We start from the raw sequence: 18,199 nt of genomic DNA on the forward strand, positions 1-18,199 counted from the left end.
AATATTTTAAGAAATATAAATTTAATTAGATAAGAGAGAAGGAGGAAAAGATGTTAATTTTAGCAGATAGTTGGAAAGATTATGAGCTTATAGACATGGGTAACGGAGAGAAGCTAGAGAGATGGGGCGATATCGTCCTTAGAAGACCAGATCCACAGGTTGTTTGGCCAATGGAAAAGGAATGGTCATTATGGAAAAATCCACATGGACACTACCACAGAAGTAATAGAGGTGGAGGTTCTTGGGAGCAGAAGAAAAAATATCCAGAAAGTTGGACAATAAACTACAAGAATTTAAAATTCAACATAAGACCTACAGGGTTTAAACACACAGGTCTTTTCCCAGAACAGGCAGCAAACTGGGATTGGATGATAGATAAAATAAAGAAAGCAAAAAGACCTATAAAGGTTTTAAATTTATTTGCATATACTGGTGGAGCAACTGTTGCTTGTGCTTCAGCTGGGGCAGAAGTTTGCCACGTTGATGCAGCAAAAGGTATGGTAAACTGGGCAAAAGATAATATAGCATTATCTGGACTTCAGAATCAGACAGTAAGATTTATAGTAGATGATGTTGTTAAATTCGTTGAAAGAGAAATAAGAAGAGGAAGAAAATACGACGCTATAATAATGGACCCACCTTCATACGGAAGAGGACCAAAAGGTGAAGTATGGAAAATAGAAGATAAATTATACGATTTCGTTGAATTATGTATGGGTGTATTATCTGATGATCCATTATTCTTCTTAATAAACTCTTATACTACAGGATTTTCTCCAATAGTACTTGAAAACGTGCTTTCTACTACTATAGGAAAGAAAGTAAAAGGCGGACAGATATACGGTGGAGAAGTTGGAATACCAGCGTCAAGAGATGGTAAAATACTTCCTTGTGGTATATTTGGTAGATGGGAGAGATAGTCTTTGGCTAGTGTAAATATAAATGTACTTTATGAAGATAATCATCTTTTAGTAGTTGAAAAGCCTGTAAATATTCTTTCTCAGGGGGATAATACAAATGATACGGATATGGTCAATCTGTTAAAGGCATATCTTAAAGAGAAGTATAATAAGCCGGGAAATGTTTATTTAGGGTTAGTTCATAGACTTGATAGACCTGTTGGAGGAGCAATGGTATTTGCTAAGACTTCTAAAGCAGCATCAAGACTTTCTGAGCAGGTTAGAAATAAGACGTTTAAAAAGACTTATAGAGCGGTTATCAATGGAAAGATGAGAAAGCAGAGTGATACTTTAAAGGATTATCTTTATAAGAATAAGAAAACTAATATGGTAAGTGTGGTCTCTGAAAATCACAAGGATTCTAAGTATGCTGAGCTTAGCTACGAAACTCTAGCATTTAAGGATAAGATGAGTCTAGTTCAGATAGATTTAAAGACTGGTAGACCACATCAGATTAGAGTTCAGTTTGCTTCAAGAAACAATCCTCTTGTTGGTGATCAGAGATATGGTAAAAATAGCAAGGTAGGTCAGCAGATAGCGCTTTGGTCTTATAAGATTGAGATAGTTCATCCTGTTACTAAAGAGAAGATGGAGTTTGTCTGTGAGCCACCAAAAGAATATCCATGGAATGTTTTTGATAAGTAATTAAAAATAAATTTATGGAAAAATTAAGCTAGTATGTATAAAATTTAATGTAATCGGCAAGAAAATGTATTTGATTAGAAAGGCTGATTGATTGTATGGAAAGATATTGCGGATTTTTTATAGAAAAACCAGTTGGAAATAATATTTTTTCCTTTGAAGAGAGGGAGAATAAGAAGATTTTTGTACCAAAGCTTATAAAAGGAGATTTGTCTGATGTAAGGGAAGGTACAGAAATTGTGTTTAATGAGATAGATGAGTATACAGAGTTTAAGGCTTATGGTATAGAAAATATGGTTAGAATGGATACTAAAGACGGTAAGAGAGTGTATATTTTTGATAACCATAACCATTCGTTCTACTTCTGGATGAAATGCCTAAATGAAGGTCTTTTTAATAGAGGGTGCACTTTGGTACACGTGGATCAGCACAAGGATACTAGAGTTCCGCCTAATTATGATGTAGATGTAGACGATTTAGATGATGTATTTAGATATACAAATGAAGTGCTTAATGTGGGAAGTTTTATTAAGCCTGCAATGGAGCATGAAATTTTTTCAAAACTTATAATAATGGACAGTACTTATAGTCTAAAGGAAGAGGCAGAAGGAGAATATGTGCTAGATATAGATTTAGATATATTCTCAAGGGATATGGATTATATACCTTTTTCTGATAGATTTGATAGGATACAGGAGCTTATTAAAGGTGCTAAGGTTATTACAATAGCTACAAGTCCGTACTTTATTGAACAAGATAAAGCTATAAAAGTATTAAAAGAACTGTTCAATTATGATATAATATAGTAGATTTGAAAGAAAGTCTTTTAGAAGACGAGATTAATTTAGGAGGAAAATTACAATGAGTTTATACGAAGCATGGAAAAAAGTTAGCGAAACTCACGAAAACCAGGATGCTGAAATAGAATTCTGGAAAGAGTATTTAAATGTTGAAAGAGACATATACAGAAAAATATTAGAAGAAAAAACTGAAACTGTAGAAGGAAAAGTTGCAGATTTAGCAGCTAAATACGAAACATCTCCAGAATACTTCATGGGATTCATAGATGGAATAAGCGAAAGTTTAAAAGAAGATCTAGACTTAGACGCTATAGAAGCTGATGGGGAAGTATCTATAAAAATAGACTGGGAAAAATTATTCTACAATATGTGTGCTGTTGAAGCTGAATGGTTATACACTTTACCTGAATGGGATGGAATACTTTCTGCTGAAACAAGAAAAGAATTACACAAAAAATACAAAAAAAGCAAAACTATAGTTAAAGAACACAAAGTTGGAAGAAATGATCCATGTCCTTGTGGAAGTGGTAAAAAATACAAAAAATGCTGTGGCAAAAACGCTTAGTATTTAAGTTTTTGTGTTTAAATTTATCTTTAAATTTAAGTAGTTATGTAAAAATACTTATGTAAATGAGAGCTCTCGATTATATCGGGAGCTTTTTATATGTAGAAAACTTCTGGTGTTATAGGAATTTTATAGGAGATATATTTATGATTTATTTGATTTAGTTTATTTTACTGTAGGTTATTTTAAATTTTAAGATATTATCTGTGATTTTTAGGATTTTATATATTTTTCTTTGGCAATTTTGATATAATTTAGATATTAACTGCAAATTAGGCTTTTAGATATGTTTGAAATTGTAGTTAAAATAATTTAGATTTAGATTTACATTTTGAAAAGGGAGTTTTGGAGAGGATTATGGAATTTAGAAAATCTAGGATAGAAGATATACCAGAAATGATGGAAATTGTTAGACAGGCACAGGAATATTTTAAAAGTAAAGATATAGATCAGTGGCAAGATGGCTATCCTAATGAAGAGAATTTGAGAGGGGATATAGAGGCTGACGAGAGTTATGTTATGCTGCTTGACGGTAAAATAGTGGCTACTACAGCTATTTCTTTTAGAGGAGAAAGTACTTACGACAAGATATACGAAGGAAATTGGCTAAGCGATGGAAAATACGGGGTTGTGCATAGAGTTGCTGTAAGTAATGAGCATAAAGGGAAGGGGCTTTCTCATGAAATAATGAAATTTTCTCAGAATATGTGCAAGGAATTAGGTTATAACAGTATAAAAATAGACACTCATAGAGATAATTTTGTTATGAGAGGATTATTAGAAAAAAATGGATTTGAATACTGTGGCGTTATTCTTTTAGAAGATGGTGCTGAAAGAGTTGCATATGAGAAGGTTTTCTAGAAGTAAATTATTTTCTAGAGCTAAATTAATTTTAAAATTTTCATTGTAATGTATTTTAACCGATTTTTTTAAAAAATGTATATAAATTTAAAAAAGATAGAAATTATAAATGTAAAATTTAATAGTTATTGTCAGGAGCCGATTTTTTATATTATTTCTAAATGCATTGGAATAAGTAGAATTTCGGCTTTGAATATTTTTATATTTCGTAAGAAAGAAGAAAGTTAGAATAAAAAATAAAAAAAGTTTAAAAAAAGTGTTGACGATGAAATTAAAAGATGATAATATAATACTTGTCCTTGAGAGAGGGCAGTGAAACAAAACGGAAATGAACTTTGAAAACTGAACAGCAGATATATTTAGTTCGAATAAATAATTCGAACGCCATACAAACCATGCCAGATATTTTGAGATAACATCTGAGCGGATTTAACAAACTAATTTTATTTTGAGCAACGGAATTTTGAGCATTAGCGAAAAATTCGTTGGCGATATAAAATTTCGAAGAAATTTTATTTTGAGAGTTTGATCCTGGCTCAGGATGAACGCTGGCGGCGTGCCTAACACATGCAAGTCGAGCGATTCTCTTCGGAGAAGAGCGGCGGACGGGTGAGTAACGCGTGGGTAACCTGCCCTGTACACACGGATAACATACCGAAAGGTATGCTAATACGGGATAACATATAAGAGTCGCATGACTTTTATATCAAAGATTTTTCGGTACAGGATGGACCCGCGTCTGATTAGCTTGTTGGCGGGGTAACGGCCCACCAAGGCGACGATCAGTAGCCGACCTGAGAGGGTGATCGGCCACATTGGAACTGAGACACGGTCCAAACTCCTACGGGAGGCAGCAGTGGGGAATATTGCACAATGGGCGCAAGCCTGATGCAGCAACGCCGCGTGAGCGATGAAGGCCTTCGGGTCGTAAAGCTCTGTCCTCAAGGAAGATAATGACGGTACTTGAGGAGGAAGCCCCGGCTAACTACGTGCCAGCAGCCGCGGTAATACGTAGGGGGCTAGCGTTATCCGGATTTACTGGGCGTAAAGGGTGCGTAGGCGGTCTTTCAAGTCAGGAGTTAAAGGCTACGGCTCAACCGTAGTAAGCTCCTGATACTGTCTGACTTGAGTGCAGGAGAGGAAAGCGGAATTCCCAGTGTAGCGGTGAAATGCGTAGATATTGGGAGGAACACCAGTAGCGAAGGCGGCTTTCTGGACTGTAACTGACGCTGAGGCACGAAAGCGTGGGGAGCAAACAGGATTAGATACCCTGGTAGTCCATGCTGTAAACGATGAGTACTAGGTGTCGGAGGTTACCCCCTTCGGTGCCGCAGCTAACGCATTAAGTACTCCGCCTGGGGAGTACGCACGCAAGTGTGAAACTCAAAGGAATTGACGGGGACCCGCACAAGTAGCGGAGCATGTGGTTTAATTCGAAGCAACGCGAAGAACCTTACCTAGGCTTGACATCCTTCTGACCGAGGACTAATCTCCTCTTTCCCTCCGGGGACAGAAGTGACAGGTGGTGCATGGTTGTCGTCAGCTCGTGTCGTGAGATGTTGGGTTAAGTCCCGCAACGAGCGCAACCCTTGTCTTTAGTTGCCATCATTTAGTTGGGCACTCTAGAGAGACTGCCAGGGATAACCTGGAGGAAGGTGGGGATGACGTCAAATCATCATGCCCCTTATGCCTAGGGCTACACACGTGCTACAATGGGTGGTACAGAGGGCAGCCAAGCCGTGAGGTGGAGCAAATCCCTTAAAGCCATTCTCAGTTCGGATTGTAGGCTGAAACTCGCCTACATGAAGCTGGAGTTACTAGTAATCGCAGATCAGAATGCTGCGGTGAATGCGTTCCCGGGTCTTGTACACACCGCCCGTCACACCATGGGAGTTGGAGACACCCGAAGCCGACTATCTAACCTTTTGGGAGAAGTCGTCGAAGGTGGAATCAATAACTGGGGTGAAGTCGTAACAAGGTAGCCGTATCGGAAGGTGCGGCTGGATCACCTCCTTTCTAGGGAGAATTATCTGCTGTTCGGTTTTGAAGGTTCATTCCTTCAAAACTGTACTTTGAAAACTACATATATATTATGATATGACATCATTTATTTCCTTAATGTGATAAATAAGGATGATAACCTTATAAAAAAATATCAACTGTAACTGGTCAAGTTATTAAGGGTGCAGGGCGGATGCCTTGGCACCGGGAGCCGATGAAGGACGTGATAAGCTGCGATAAGCTATGGGGAGTTGCACGTAAACTTTGATCCATAGATTTCCGAATGAGGAAACTCACCATGAGTAATGTCATGGTATCTTCGAGTGAATACATAGCTCGTTGAGGGGAACTCGGGGAACTGAAACATCTAAGTACCCGAAGGAAGAGAAAGAAATTCGATTCCGCTAGTAGCGGCGAGCGAACGCGGAACAGCCCAAACCTAAGAAGTTCGCTTCTTAGGGGTTGCGGACATATCATCAGGAAGAGGTTATTACAGACGAAGAGTTTTGGAAAGCTCCGCCACAGAAGGTAACAGCCCTGTAGTCGAAGTGAGAAGACTTCCGATATGATCCAGAGTACCACGGGACACGTGAAACCCCGTGGGAAGCAGGAGGGACCACCCTCCAAGGCTAAATACTACCCGGTGACCGATAGCGCATAGTACCGTGAGGGAAAGGTGAAAAGAACCCCGGGAGGGGAGTGAAATAGAACCTGAAACCCTGTACTTACAAACTGTGGAAGCACATTTCTTGTGTGACCGCGTACTTTTTGTAGAACGGGCCAACGAGTTACGTTATGCAGCAAGGTTAAGTACTTCATGTATGCAGCCGCAGCGAAAGCGAGTTTTAACTGAGCGTTTAGTTGCATGACGTAGACCCGAAACCGGGTGACCTATCCATGAGCAGGTTGAAGCGAAAGTAAAATTTCGTGGAGGACCGAACCCACGAGCGTTGAAAAGCTCGGGGATGACTTGTGGATAGCGGTGAAATTCCAATCGAACCCGGAGATAGCTGGTTCTCCCCGAAATAGCTTTAGGGCTAGCCTCAGATTCAGAGATACGGAGGTAGAGCACTGAATGTCCTAGGGGGTATTGCACCTACCGAAGACTATCAAACTCCGAATGCCGTCATCTTTTATCTGGGAGTCAGACCGTGGGTGATAAGATTCACGGTCGAGAGGGCAACAGCCCAGACCGTCGGCTAAGGTCCCCAAATGTAGGTTAAGTGGTAAAGGATGTGGGATTGCACAGACAACCAGGATGTTGGCTTAGAAGCAGCCACTCATTCAAAGAGTGCGTAATAGCTCACTGGTCGAGTGATCCTGCGCCGAAGATTTCCGGGGCTAAAACCTACTACCGAAGCCACGGCATCATTTATGATGGGTAGGGGAGCTTTCTTTACTGGGCAGAAGCATGACCGTAAGGACATGTGGACTGTAAAGAAGTGAGAATGTTGGCATGAGTAGCGAGATGTGGGTGAGAATCCCACAGGCCGTAAACCCAAGGTTTCCAGGGGAAGGTTCGTCCTCCCTGGGTTAGTCGGGACCTAAGCCGAGGCCGAAAGGCGTAGGTGATGGACAACAGGTTGAAATTCCTGTACCGCCAATAAGCGTTTGAGAAATGGGATGACACAGTAGGACAGGATGAGCGTGCTGTTGGTTATGCACGTCCAAGCACTGAGGCAGTATCCGGAGGCAAATCCACGGATACAATGCTGGGGTGTGACGGGGAGCGAAATTTAGTAGCGAAGCATCTGCATTCACACTGTCGAGAAAAGTCTCTATCGAGTTTAAAGGCGCCCGTACCGCAAACCGACACAGGTGGGTGAGGAGAGTATCCTAAGGCCAGCGAGAGAACTGTTGTTAAGGAACTCGGCAAAATGACCCCGTAACCTAGGGATAAGGGGTGCCATCGAAAGATGGCCGCAGAGAATAGGCCCAAGCGACTGTTTACCAAAAACATAGGTTTCTGCTAAGTCGCAAGACGATGTATAGGAGCTGACGCCTGCCCGGTGCTGGAAGGTTAAGGGGATCTGTTAGAGCAATCGAAGCAGTGAACTTAAGCCCCAGTAAACGGCGGCCGTAACTATAACGGTCCTAAGGTAGCGAAATTCCTTGTCGGGTAAGTTCCGACCCGCACGAAAGGCGTAACGATTTGGGCACTGTCTCAACAACAGACTCGGTGAAATTGTAATTCCGGTGAAGATGCCGGATACCTGCGACAGGACGGAAAGACCCCATGGAGCTTTACTGTAGCTTGGCATTGGGTCTTGGTACTACATGTACAGCATAGGTGGGAGGCTTTGATTCCAGGACGCCAGTTTTGGATGAGCCACCGTTGGGATACCACCCCTGTAGTACTGGGACTCTAACCAGAGGCCTTGAATCAGGTCTTGGGACACTGTCAGGCGGGCAGTTTGACTGGGGCGGTCGCCTCCCAAAAGGTAACGGAGGCGCTCAAAGGTTCTCTCAGCACGGTCGGAAATCGTGCATAGAGTGTAAAGGCATAAGAGAGCTTGATTGCAAGACATACAGGTCGAGCAAGGACGAAAGTCGGACTTAGTGATCCGGTGGTTCTGAGTGGAAGGGCCATCGCTCAACGGATAAAAGCTACCCTGGGGATAACAGGCTTATCTCCCCCAAGAGTCCACATCGACGGGGAGGTTTGGCACCTCGATGTCGGCTCATCACATCCTGGGGCTGTAGTAGGTCCCAAGGGTTGGGCTGTTCGCCCATTAAAGTGGTACGCGAGCTGGGTTCAGAACGTCGTGAGACAGTTCGGTCCCTATCCGTCGCAGGCGTAGGAAATTTGAGAGGATCTGCCCTTAGTACGAGAGGACCGGGGTGGACGTACCGCTGGTGTACCAGTTGTCTCGCCAGAGGCATGGCTGGGTAGCTATGTACGGAACGGATAAGCGCTGAAAGCATCTAAGCGCGAAGCCAGCCTCAAGATAAGATTTCCCATTCCTCGGAAGTAAGACCCCATGAAGACTACGTGGTTGATAGGTCGGAGGTGGAAGTGCAGTAATGTATGCAGCTTACCGATACTAATAGGTCGAGGACTTGACCAAGTAAATATTTGGTAATTTGATTAATATGTATGTAGTTTTCAGAGTACAATCTCTGAAAAAATATATTGACACTTTCGAATGGATATGTTAATATAATACTTGTCAAAAATAATGTGGTTATTATAGAAGAGAGGATACACCTGTTCCCATTCCGAACACAGAAGTTAAGCTCTCTATCGCTGATGGTACTTGGGGCGAAGGCCCCTGGGAGAGTAGGACGTAGCCACGTTAAATGGCCCGTTGGTCAAGCGGTTAAGACACCACCCTTTCACGGTGGTAACAGGAGTTCGATTCTCCTACGGGTCACCAGCTAAATATGCGGGTGTAGCTCAATGGTAGAGTTCTGGCCTTCCAAGCCAGCTGTGAGGGTTCGATCCCCTTCACCCGCTCCAAAATGGGGTTATAGCTCAGCTGGGAGAGCATCTGCCTTACAAGCAGGGGGTCACAGGTTCGAGCCCTGTTAACCCCACCAAATAAAGTGGCTCGGTAGTTCAGTTGGTTAGAATGCCAGCCTGTCACGCTGGAGGTCGTGGGTTCGAACCCCATCCGAGTCGCCACTTTATAAAAAAATAAATACTAAAAATGTGGGAATATGGCTCAGTTGGTAGAGCAAATGACTGTTAATCATTGGGTCACAGGTTCGAGTCCTGTTATTCCCGCCAATATGCTGGTGTGGCTCAATTGGTAGAGCAGCTGACTTGTAATCAGCAGGTTGTAGGTTCGAGTCCTATCACCAGCTCCAAATATTTGATATGGGTGCATAGCTCAGCTGGATAGAGCAACGCCCTTCTAAGGCGTGTGTCGAAGGTTCGAATCCTTCTGCGCTCATTTTTTATGGTCTATTAGCTCAGTCGGTAGAGCACTTGACTTTTAATCAAGGTGTCCCGCGTTCGAATCGCGGATAGATCATTTTTTAATATGGAGAGGTGTCCGAGTGGTTTAAGGAGCTGGTCTTGAAAACCAGTGATGCTTAACGGCACCGTGGGTTCGAATCCCACCCTCTCCGCCATATTAGGAGAAGTACTCAAGAGGCTATAAGAGGAGCCCCTGCTAAGGGTTTAGGCTGGGTAACACCGGTGCGAGGGTTCGAATCCCTCCTTCTCCGCCATTTATATTTAAATCGAGGTGTAGCGCAGTTTGGTAGCGCACGTGGTTTGGGACCATGGGGCCGGGGGTTCGAGTCCCTTCACCTCGACCAATTTTATGGACCATTAGCTCAGTTGGTTAGAGCGCCCGGCTCATAACCGGTAGGTCTGGGGTTCGAGTCCCTGATGGTCCATCTTTTTTTATCTAAAAAAAACATAGGGGTATAGCTCAGTTGGTAGAGCGTCGGTCTCCAAAACCGTGCGCCGGGGGTTCGAGTCCCTCTACCCCTGCCATATAGAACCAAAAATCGAGGTGTAGCGCAGTTTGGTAGCGCACGTGGTTTGGGACCATGGGGCCGGGGGTTCGAGTCCCTTCACCTCGACCATTTATGGGCCTATAGCTCAGGTGGTTAGAGCGCACGCCTGATAAGCGTGAGGTCGCTGGTTCGAGTCCAGCTAGGCCCACTTATTATGATTATGCCCAGATAGCTCAGTCGGTAGAGCAGGGGACTGAAAATCCCCGTGTCGGTGGTTCGATTCCGCCTCTGGGCACCATAGAACATGGCGGTATAGCTTAGTTGGCTAGAGCGTTCGGTTCATACCCGAAAGGTCACAGGTTCGACTCCTGTTACCGCTACTGAGCTATATTATTAGTGATTATGAACTTTGAAAACTGAATAGCAGATATATTTAGTTCGAATGAATAATTCGAACGCCATACAAACCATGCCAGATATTTTGAGATAACATCTGAGCGGATTTAACAAACTAATTTTATTTTGAGCAACGGAATTTTGAGCATTAGCGAAAAATTCGTTGGCGATATAAAATTTCGAAGAAATTTTATTTTGAGAGTTTGATCCTGGCTCAGGATGAACGCTGGCGGCGTGCCTAACACATGCAAGTCGAGCGATTCTCTTCGGAGAAGAGCGGCGGACGGGTGAGTAACGCGTGGGCAACCTGCCCTGTACACACGGATAACATACCGAAAGGTATGCTAATACGGGATAATATATAAGGGTCGCATGACTTTTATATCAAAGATTTTTCGGTACAGGATGGACCCGCGTCTGATTAGCTTGTTGGCGGGGTAATGGCCCACCAAGGCGACGATCAGTAGCCGACCTGAGAGGGTGATCGGCCACATTGGAACTGAGACACGGTCCAAACTCCTACGGGAGGCAGCAGTGGGGAATATTGCACAATGGGCGCAAGCCTGATGCAGCAACGCCGCGTGAGCGATGAAGGCCTTCGGGTCGTAAAGCTCTGTCCTCAAGGAAGATAATGACGGTACTTGAGGAGGAAGCCCCGGCTAACTACGTGCCAGCAGCCGCGGTAATACGTAGGGGGCTAGCGTTATCCGGATTTACTGGGCGTAAAGGGTGCGTAGGCGGTCTTTCAAGTCAGGAGTTAAAGGCTACGGCTCAACCGTAGTAAGCTCCTGATACTGTCTGACTTGAGTGCAGGAGAGGAAAGCGGAATTCCCAGTGTAGCGGTGAAATGCGTAGATATTGGGAGGAACACCAGTAGCGAAGGCGGCTTTCTGGACTGTAACTGACGCTGAGGCACGAAAGCGTGGGGAGCAAACAGGATTAGATACCCTGGTAGTCCACGCTGTAAACGATGAGTACTAGGTGTCGGAGGTTACCCCCTTCGGTGCCGCAGCTAACGCATTAAGTACTCCGCCTGGGGAGTACGCACGCAAGTGTGAAACTCAAAGGAATTGACGGGGACCCGCACAAGTAGCGGAGCATGTGGTTTAATTCGAAGCAACGCGAAGAACCTTACCTAGGCTTGACATCCTTCTGACCGAGGACTAATCTCCTCTTTCCCTCTGGGGACAGAAGTGACAGGTGGTGCATGGTTGTCGTCAGCTCGTGTCGTGAGATGTTGGGTTAAGTCCCGCAACGAGCGCAACCCTTGTCTTTAGTTGCCATCATTTAGTTGGGCACTCTAGAGAGACTGCCAGGGATAACCTGGAGGAAGGTGGGGATGACGTCAAATCATCATGCCCCTTATGCCTAGGGCTACACACGTGCTACAATGGATGGTACAGAGGGCAGCCAAGCCGTGAGGTGGAGCAAATCCCTTAAAGCCATTCTCAGTTCGGATTGTAGGCTGAAACTCGCCTACATGAAGCTGGAGTTACTAGTAATCGCAGATCAGAATGCTGCGGTGAATGCGTTCCCGGGTCTTGTACACACCGCCCGTCACACCATGGGAGTTGGAGACACCCGAAGCCGACTATCTAACCTTTTGGGAGAAGTCGTCGAAGGTGGAATCAATAACTGGGGTGAAGTCGTAACAAGGTAGCCGTATCGGAAGGTGCGGCTGGATCACCTCCTTTCTAGGGAGAATTATCTGCTGTTCGGTTTTGAAGGTTCATTCCTTCAAAACTGTACTTTGAAAACTACATATATATTATGATATGACATCATTTATTTCCTTAATGTGATAAATAAGGACGATAACCTTATAAAAAAATATCAACTGTAACTGGTCAAGTTATTAAGGGTGCAGGGCGGATGCCTTGGCACCGGGAGCCGATGAAGGACGTGATAAGCTGCGATAAGCTATGGGGAGTTGCACGTAAACTTTGATCCATAGATTTCCGAATGAGGAAACTCACCATGAGTAATGTCATGGTATCTTCGAGTGAATACATAGCTCGTTGAGGGGAACTCGGGGAACTGAAACATCTAAGTACCCGAAGGAAGAGAAAGAAATTCGATTCCGCTAGTAGCGGCGAGCGAACGCGGAACAGCCCAAACCTAAGAAGTTCGCTTCTTAGGGGTTGCGGACATATCATCAGGAAGAGGTTATTACAGACGAAGAGTTTTGGAAAGCTCCGCCACAGAAGGTAACAGCCCTGTAGTCGAAGTGAGAAGACTTCCGATATGATCCAGAGTACCACGGGACACGTGAAACCCCGTGGGAAGCAGGAGGGACCACCCTCCAAGGCTAAATACTACCCGGTGACCGATAGCGCATAGTACCGTGAGGGAAAGGTGAAAAGAACCCCGGGAGGGGAGTGAAATAGAACCTGAAACCCTGTACTTACAAACTGTGGAAGCACATTTCTTGTGTGACCGCGTACTTTTTGTAGAACGGGCCAACGAGTTACGTTATGCAGCAAGGTTAAGTACTTCATGTATGCAGCCGCAGCGAAAGCGAGTTTTAACTGAGCGTTTAGTTGCATGACGTAGACCCGAAACCGGGTGACCTATCCATGAGCAGGTTGAAGCGAAAGTAAAATTTCGTGGAGGACCGAACCCACGAGCGTTGAAAAGCTCGGGGATGACTTGTGGATAGCGGTGAAATTCCAATCGAACCCGGAGATAGCTGGTTCTCCCCGAAATAGCTTTAGGGCTAGCCTCAGATTCAGAGATACGGAGGTAGAGCACTGAATGTCCTAGGGGGTATTGCACCTACCGAAGACTATCAAACTCCGAATGCCGTCATCTTTTATCTGGGAGTCAGACCGTGGGTGATAAGATTCACGGTCGAGAGGGCAACAGCCCAGACCGTCGGCTAAGGTCCCCAAATGTAGGTTAAGTGGTAAAGGATGTGGGATTGCACAGACAACCAGGATGTTGGCTTAGAAGCAGCCACTCATTCAAAGAGTGCGTAATAGCTCACTGGTCGAGTGATCCTGCGCCGAAGATTTCCGGGGCTAAAACCTACTACCGAAGCCACGGCATCATTTATGATGGGTAGGGGAGCTTTCTTTACTGGGCAGAAGCATGACCGTAAGGACATGTGGACTGTAAAGAAGTGAGAATGTTGGCATGAGTAGCGAGATGTGGGTGAGAATCCCACAGGCCGTAAACCCAAGGTTTCCAGGGGAAGGTTCGTCCTCCCTGGGTTAGTCGGGACCTAAGCCGAGGCCGAAAGGCGTAGGTGATGGACAACAGGTTGAAATTCCTGTACCGCCAATAAGCGTTTGAGAAATGGGATGACACAGTAGGACAGGATGAGCGTGCTGTTGGTTATGCGCGTCCAAGCACTGAGGCAGTATCCGGAGGCAAATCCACGGATACAATGCTGGGGTGTGACGGGGAGCGAAATTTAGTAGCGAAGCATCTGCATTCACACTGTCGAGAAAAGTCTCTATCGAGTTTAAAGGCGCCCGTACCGCAAACCGACACAGGTGGGTGAGGAGAGTATCCTAAGGCCAGCGAGAGAACTGTTGTTAAGGAACTCGGCAAAATGACCCCGTAACTTAGGGATAAGGGGTGCCATCGAAAGATGGCCGCAGAGAATAGGCCCAAGCGACTGTTTACCAAAAACATAGGTTTCTGCTAAGTCGCAAGACGATGTATAGGAGCTGACGCCTGCCCGGTGCTGGAAGGTTAAGGGGATCTGTTAGAGCAATCGAAGCAGTGAACTTAAGCCCCAGTAAACGGCGGCCGTAACTATAACGGTCCTAAGGTAGCGAAATTCCTTGTCGGGTAAGTTCCGACCCGCACGAAAGGCGTAACGATTTGGGCACTGTCTCAACAACAGACTCGGTGAAATTGTAATTCCGGTGAAGATGCCGGATACCTGCGACAGGACGGAAAGACCCCATGGAGCTTTACTGTAGCTTGGCATTGGGTCTTGGTACTACATGTACAGCATAGGTGGGAGGCCTTGATTCCAGGACGCCAGTTTTGGATGAGCCACCGTTGGGATACCACCCCTGTAGTACTGGGACTCTAACCAGAGGCCTTGAATCAGGTCTTGGGACACTGTCAGGCGGGCAGTTTGACTGGGGCGGTCGCCTCCCAAAAGGTAACGGAGGCGCTCAAAGGTTCTCTCAGCACGGTCGGAAATCGTGCATAGAGTGTAAAGGCATAAGAGAGCTTGATTGCAAGACATACAGGTCGAGCAAGGACGAAAGTCGGACTTAGTGATCCGGTGGTTCTGAGTGGAAGGGCCATCGCTCAACGGATAAAAGCTACCCTGGGGATAACAGGCTTATCTCCCCCAAGAGTCCACATCGACGGGGAGGTTTGGCACCTCGATGTCGGCTCATCACATCCTGGGGCTGTAGTAGGTCCCAAGGGTTGGGCTGTTCGCCCATTAAAGTGGTACGCGAGCTGGGTTCAGAACGTCGTGAGACAGTTCGGTCCCTATCCGTCGCAGGCGTAGGAAATTTGAGAGGATCTGCCCTTAGTACGAGAGGACCGGGGTGGACGTACCGCTGGTGTACCAGTTGTCTCGCCAGAGGCATGGCTGGGTAGCTATGTACGGAACGGATAAGCGCTGAAAGCATCTAAGCGCGAAGCCAGCCTCAAGATAAGATTTCCCATTCCTCGGAAGTAAGACCCCATGAAGACTACGTGGTTGATAGGTCGGAGGTGGAAGTGCAGTAATGTATGCAGCTTACCGATACTAATAGGTCGAGGACTTGACCAAGTAAATATTTGGTAATTTGATTAATATGTATGTAGTTTTGAAAGTATAGCTTTCAATACGCGGGTGTAGCTCAATGGTAGAGTTCTGGCCTTCCAAGCCAGCTGTGAGGGTTCGATCCCCTTCACCCGCTCCAAAAATGTGGTTATTATAGAAGAGAGGATACACCTGTTCCCATTCCGAACACAGAAGTTAAGCTCTCTATCGCTAATGGTACTTGGGGCGAAGGCCTCTGGGAGAGTAGGACGTAGCCACGTTAAATGGCCCGTTGGTCAAGCGGTTAAGACACCACCCTTTCACGGTGGTAACAGGAGTTCGATTCTCCTACGGGTCACCAACTAAATATGCGGGTGTAGCTCAATGGTAGAGTTCTGGCCTTCCAAGCCAGCTGTGAGGGTTCGATCCCCTTCACCCGCTCCAAAATGGGGTTATAGCTCAGCTGGGAGAGCATCTGCCTTACAAGCAGGGGGTCACAGGTTCGAGCCCTGTTAACCCCACCAAATAAAGTGGCTCGGTAGTTCAGTTGGTTAGAATGCCAGCCTGTCACGCTGGAGGTCGTGGGTTCGAACCCCATCCGAGTCGCCACTTTATATATGCGGGAATAGTTCAGCGGTAGAGCGCGACCTTGCCAAGGTCGAAGTCGCGAGTTCGAATCTCGTTTCCCGCTCCAAATTTAATATGGGTGCATAGCTCAGCTGGATAGAGCAACGCCCTTCTAAGGCGTGTGTCGAAGGTTCGAATCCTTCTGCGCTCATTTATAAGATTCTGTTTTTTAACAGGATCTTTTTTTTTACAATTTATACTTATAATCTATAAAATATTTAATATGCCTCTTTAAAAATAAATAATAAATTTAAATTGGAATGAAATAATAAAAACTTTATAAAAATATAAAAATAAATTAAAAATGAATTTAGCATTAATAAAGAAATTGATAAGTTATTTATGATATAAATAATTTGTGTATTTTAATTCTTATATATAGTATAATATTTAATGTAAGAAATTGATGTTGAAATGATATGATAAATTAAAATATTTTTAATATAAATAAAAATATAAGGAGGAAGAGAAATGTTAGATTTTGGTTCTTTTGTTGGAGAATTTTTAGATATGATATACCAGATGGGTATTAACGATATACTTGATATAGCAATAGTAACATATTTATTCTATAAAATATTTATGTTTATAAAAGATACAAGAGCAGAACAGGTTTTAAAAGGACTTTTAATATTACTTGTTGCAACTGGTGCAAGTAAAATATTTAAATTACATACAATTTACTGGTTATTAGTAAAATCTTTAGAAGTTGGATTTATACTTCCTTTCATTATATTCCAGCCAGAATTAAGAGCTGGTCTAGAACATATAGGGAGAACAAAATTAAAAATATTCCAGAAGCAATCTGGTGTATCTGAAGAGAAATTTAATCATGTAATAGATGAAATTGTAGAAGCATTATATTCACTAGCTAGACAAAAAATAGGTGCTTTAATCGTTATGGAAAGAGAAACTAAGTTAAATGATATAATAAATACAGGTACTATACTAGACTCTGAAATCTCAAGACAGTTATTAGTAAATATATTTATACCAAACACTCCATTACATGATGGAGCAGTTGTTGTAAGGGAGTCAAAAATCAAAGCAGCTGCATGTTTTTTACCTTTGACACAGAGCAAGGATTTAAGTAAAGATTTAGGTACAAGACATAGAGCTGGTGTAGGGGTTAGTGAGGTATCTGACTGCCTAACACTTATAGTTTCAGAGGAAACAGGGGGAGTTTCTATAGCAAAATCAGGTAAATTATATAGAGATATTACAAAAGAAAGAATGAAGAGTATACTATCTCATAATCTTCAGGCTAAAAAAGAAGAAAAAAGCTCTTTTATAGGAGGATTATTTAAATGATGAGACTAAAAAATAATACAAAAGTAAAGTTGATTGCGCTCTTTAGTGCAATAGCGTTGTGGATGTATGTAATAGCGATAGTTGATCCAGAAGATACAAAATTAATAGAGGATATACCAGTAACAGTAAGTAATTTAGATGAGGTAGATGAAAAAGATTTAGTTGTTTATCCAGATGAATCTTTACTGTGTAGTATGAATGTAAGTGGTAAATTATCTAATGTAAAAAATGTAGATAAAGAAGATATAAAGGTATATGGAGAAATTGATAATCCCATAGAAGGGAAAAATGAGGTTTATTTAAGGGCTAATATGTCTGAAAGGGTAAGCCATGAGTTTACTCAAAGTACAATAATTATAAACTTAGAGAAAAAAATAAGCAAAGAATATAAAATATCACTAAGTATTAATGATAAGGACAAAGAAAATATAGAGTCAGTTAATTTAGAGGATGAATATGTAAATATATCAGGTCCTAGAAGTCAGATGAGTAAAGTTAAAAAAGTTGTTGGTAAAGTTGATTCTATAAAAGCCGAAAATAATAAAACTATAACTAAAAGAGTTAGACTTATTCCTGTAGATTCAAAAGATAAGGAAGTAAATGGAATAAAAATGAATAATAATTATGTGAATTTATACATAAAAATGTTAGCTTCTAAATCAGTTCCTGTAAAGGTTGCTCTTGATAATGAAGATGAACCTTTAAATTATGAATTAAGCAAGAAAGATGTAACTATAGTAGGTAAAGAAAGTGATATAAAAAATATAAAATACATAGAGACAGAAAAGCTTAATGTAGATGAGCTTAAGGATAAAAAAATTGTTGAATTAAAGTTGACAATTCCTGCAGGAATTAAATGTGATGATGAAAAAATAAGAGTGAATATAGAAAGATAAAAATAATTTAT

At 43.2% G+C, this 18,199-nt stretch carries 7 protein-coding genes, 24 tRNA genes and 6 rRNA genes; all 37 read left to right on the forward strand.

What is annotated here, in order from left to right:
- Positions 1 to 50: 50 nt before the first annotated feature.
- Entirely contained in the window at positions 51 to 920 is an 870-nt protein-coding gene (locus tag ACK2WO_RS02840; RefSeq protein ID WP_006441051.1) for a class I SAM-dependent methyltransferase, read from the forward strand.
- 3 nt (positions 921 to 923) lie between these two features.
- Positions 924 to 1,604 (forward strand): RluA family pseudouridine synthase, encoded by a 681-nt coding sequence (locus ACK2WO_RS02845; protein ID WP_414698300.1) that lies wholly within the window; start codon positions 924 to 926, stop codon positions 1,602 to 1,604.
- A gap of 95 nt (positions 1,605 to 1,699) precedes the next feature.
- A complete protein-coding gene (locus tag ACK2WO_RS02850; protein ID WP_414698301.1) occupies positions 1,700 to 2,407 on the forward strand; it encodes a UPF0489 family protein in 708 nt (235 codons plus the stop codon).
- 55 nt (positions 2,408 to 2,462) lie between these two features.
- Positions 2,463 to 2,966, forward strand: coding sequence for an SEC-C metal-binding domain-containing protein (locus ACK2WO_RS02855; RefSeq protein ID WP_178411812.1), 504 nt, complete (start codon positions 2,463 to 2,465; stop codon positions 2,964 to 2,966).
- A gap of 357 nt (positions 2,967 to 3,323) precedes the next feature.
- Complete coding sequence (locus ACK2WO_RS02860) at positions 3,324 to 3,827, forward strand: GNAT family N-acetyltransferase (RefSeq protein ID WP_414698302.1); 504 nt, start codon at positions 3,324 to 3,326, stop codon at positions 3,825 to 3,827.
- Positions 3,828 to 4,340: 513 nt separating this feature from the next.
- Positions 4,341 to 5,843: ribosomal RNA gene (locus ACK2WO_RS02865) — 16S ribosomal RNA — on the forward strand.
- Between the two features lie 151 nt (positions 5,844 to 5,994).
- Positions 5,995 to 8,896: ribosomal RNA gene (locus ACK2WO_RS02870) — 23S ribosomal RNA — on the forward strand.
- Between the two features lie 112 nt (positions 8,897 to 9,008).
- A 5S ribosomal RNA gene (gene rrf / locus ACK2WO_RS02875) occupies positions 9,009 to 9,125 on the forward strand.
- A gap of 5 nt (positions 9,126 to 9,130) precedes the next feature.
- Positions 9,131 to 9,205: transfer RNA gene (locus tag ACK2WO_RS02880), tRNA-Glu, on the forward strand.
- A gap of 9 nt (positions 9,206 to 9,214) precedes the next feature.
- A tRNA-Gly gene (locus ACK2WO_RS02885) sits at positions 9,215 to 9,288 on the forward strand.
- A gap of 4 nt (positions 9,289 to 9,292) precedes the next feature.
- Positions 9,293 to 9,368: transfer RNA gene (locus ACK2WO_RS02890), tRNA-Val, on the forward strand.
- A gap of 8 nt (positions 9,369 to 9,376) precedes the next feature.
- Positions 9,377 to 9,453 (forward strand) — tRNA-Asp (locus tag ACK2WO_RS02895).
- 29 nt (positions 9,454 to 9,482) lie between these two features.
- Positions 9,483 to 9,558 (forward strand) — tRNA-Asn (locus tag ACK2WO_RS02900).
- Positions 9,559 to 9,562: 4 nt separating this feature from the next.
- Positions 9,563 to 9,638, forward strand: a tRNA-Thr gene (locus ACK2WO_RS02905).
- Between the two features lie 12 nt (positions 9,639 to 9,650).
- A tRNA-Arg gene (locus ACK2WO_RS02910) sits at positions 9,651 to 9,724 on the forward strand.
- An 8-nt stretch (positions 9,725 to 9,732) separates the two neighbouring features.
- A tRNA-Lys gene (locus tag ACK2WO_RS02915) sits at positions 9,733 to 9,805 on the forward strand.
- Between the two features lie 11 nt (positions 9,806 to 9,816).
- Positions 9,817 to 9,905 (forward strand) — tRNA-Ser (locus ACK2WO_RS02920).
- Positions 9,906 to 9,910: 5 nt separating this feature from the next.
- Positions 9,911 to 10,004, forward strand: a tRNA-Ser gene (locus ACK2WO_RS02925).
- 13 nt (positions 10,005 to 10,017) lie between these two features.
- A tRNA-Pro gene (locus ACK2WO_RS02930) sits at positions 10,018 to 10,094 on the forward strand.
- 7 nt (positions 10,095 to 10,101) lie between these two features.
- Positions 10,102 to 10,175: transfer RNA gene (locus tag ACK2WO_RS02935), tRNA-Ile, on the forward strand.
- A gap of 24 nt (positions 10,176 to 10,199) precedes the next feature.
- Positions 10,200 to 10,275, forward strand: a tRNA-Trp gene (locus tag ACK2WO_RS02940).
- A 15-nt stretch (positions 10,276 to 10,290) separates the two neighbouring features.
- Positions 10,291 to 10,367, forward strand: a tRNA-Pro gene (locus ACK2WO_RS02945).
- A 5-nt stretch (positions 10,368 to 10,372) separates the two neighbouring features.
- A tRNA-Ile gene (locus ACK2WO_RS02950) sits at positions 10,373 to 10,446 on the forward strand.
- Between the two features lie 14 nt (positions 10,447 to 10,460).
- Positions 10,461 to 10,536 (forward strand) — tRNA-Phe (locus ACK2WO_RS02955).
- 8 nt (positions 10,537 to 10,544) lie between these two features.
- Positions 10,545 to 10,618, forward strand: a tRNA-Met gene (locus ACK2WO_RS02960).
- Positions 10,619 to 10,825: 207 nt separating this feature from the next.
- Positions 10,826 to 12,328 (forward strand): 16S ribosomal RNA (locus tag ACK2WO_RS02965).
- A 151-nt stretch (positions 12,329 to 12,479) separates the two neighbouring features.
- A 23S ribosomal RNA gene (locus tag ACK2WO_RS02970) occupies positions 12,480 to 15,381 on the forward strand.
- Positions 15,382 to 15,440: 59 nt separating this feature from the next.
- Positions 15,441 to 15,514: transfer RNA gene (locus tag ACK2WO_RS02975), tRNA-Gly, on the forward strand.
- 4 nt (positions 15,515 to 15,518) lie between these two features.
- Positions 15,519 to 15,635, forward strand: a 5S ribosomal RNA gene (gene rrf / locus ACK2WO_RS02980).
- Together the 16S, 23S and 5S rRNA genes with 24 tRNA genes alongside form the textbook arrangement of a ribosomal RNA operon.
- Positions 15,636 to 15,640: 5 nt before the next feature.
- Positions 15,641 to 15,715 (forward strand) — tRNA-Glu (locus ACK2WO_RS02985).
- Between the two features lie 9 nt (positions 15,716 to 15,724).
- Positions 15,725 to 15,798, forward strand: a tRNA-Gly gene (locus ACK2WO_RS02990).
- Between the two features lie 4 nt (positions 15,799 to 15,802).
- Positions 15,803 to 15,878: transfer RNA gene (locus ACK2WO_RS02995), tRNA-Val, on the forward strand.
- Positions 15,879 to 15,886: 8 nt separating this feature from the next.
- Positions 15,887 to 15,963, forward strand: a tRNA-Asp gene (locus ACK2WO_RS03000).
- A 10-nt stretch (positions 15,964 to 15,973) separates the two neighbouring features.
- A tRNA-Gly gene (locus ACK2WO_RS03005) sits at positions 15,974 to 16,048 on the forward strand.
- 10 nt (positions 16,049 to 16,058) lie between these two features.
- Positions 16,059 to 16,132 (forward strand) — tRNA-Arg (locus ACK2WO_RS03010).
- 320 nt (positions 16,133 to 16,452) lie between these two features.
- Positions 16,453 to 17,292 carry a diadenylate cyclase CdaA gene (cdaA, locus tag ACK2WO_RS03015; RefSeq protein ID WP_006438921.1) on the forward strand — a complete coding sequence of 280 codons (840 nt, stop codon included), beginning with the start codon at positions 16,453 to 16,455 and terminating at the stop codon, positions 17,290 to 17,292.
- On the forward strand, positions 17,289 to 18,188 hold the full coding sequence (locus ACK2WO_RS03020; RefSeq protein WP_414698303.1) for a YbbR-like domain-containing protein: 900 nt from the start codon (positions 17,289 to 17,291) through the stop codon (positions 18,186 to 18,188). Before cdaA ends, ACK2WO_RS03020 begins: the two co-directional genes overlap by 4 nt.
- Positions 18,189 to 18,199 lie beyond the last annotated feature (11 nt).

The organism is Peptacetobacter sp. AB845, from assembly GCF_047528295.1.
In the GTDB taxonomy this organism is placed as follows: Bacteria; Bacillota; Clostridia; order Peptostreptococcales; family Peptostreptococcaceae; genus Peptacetobacter.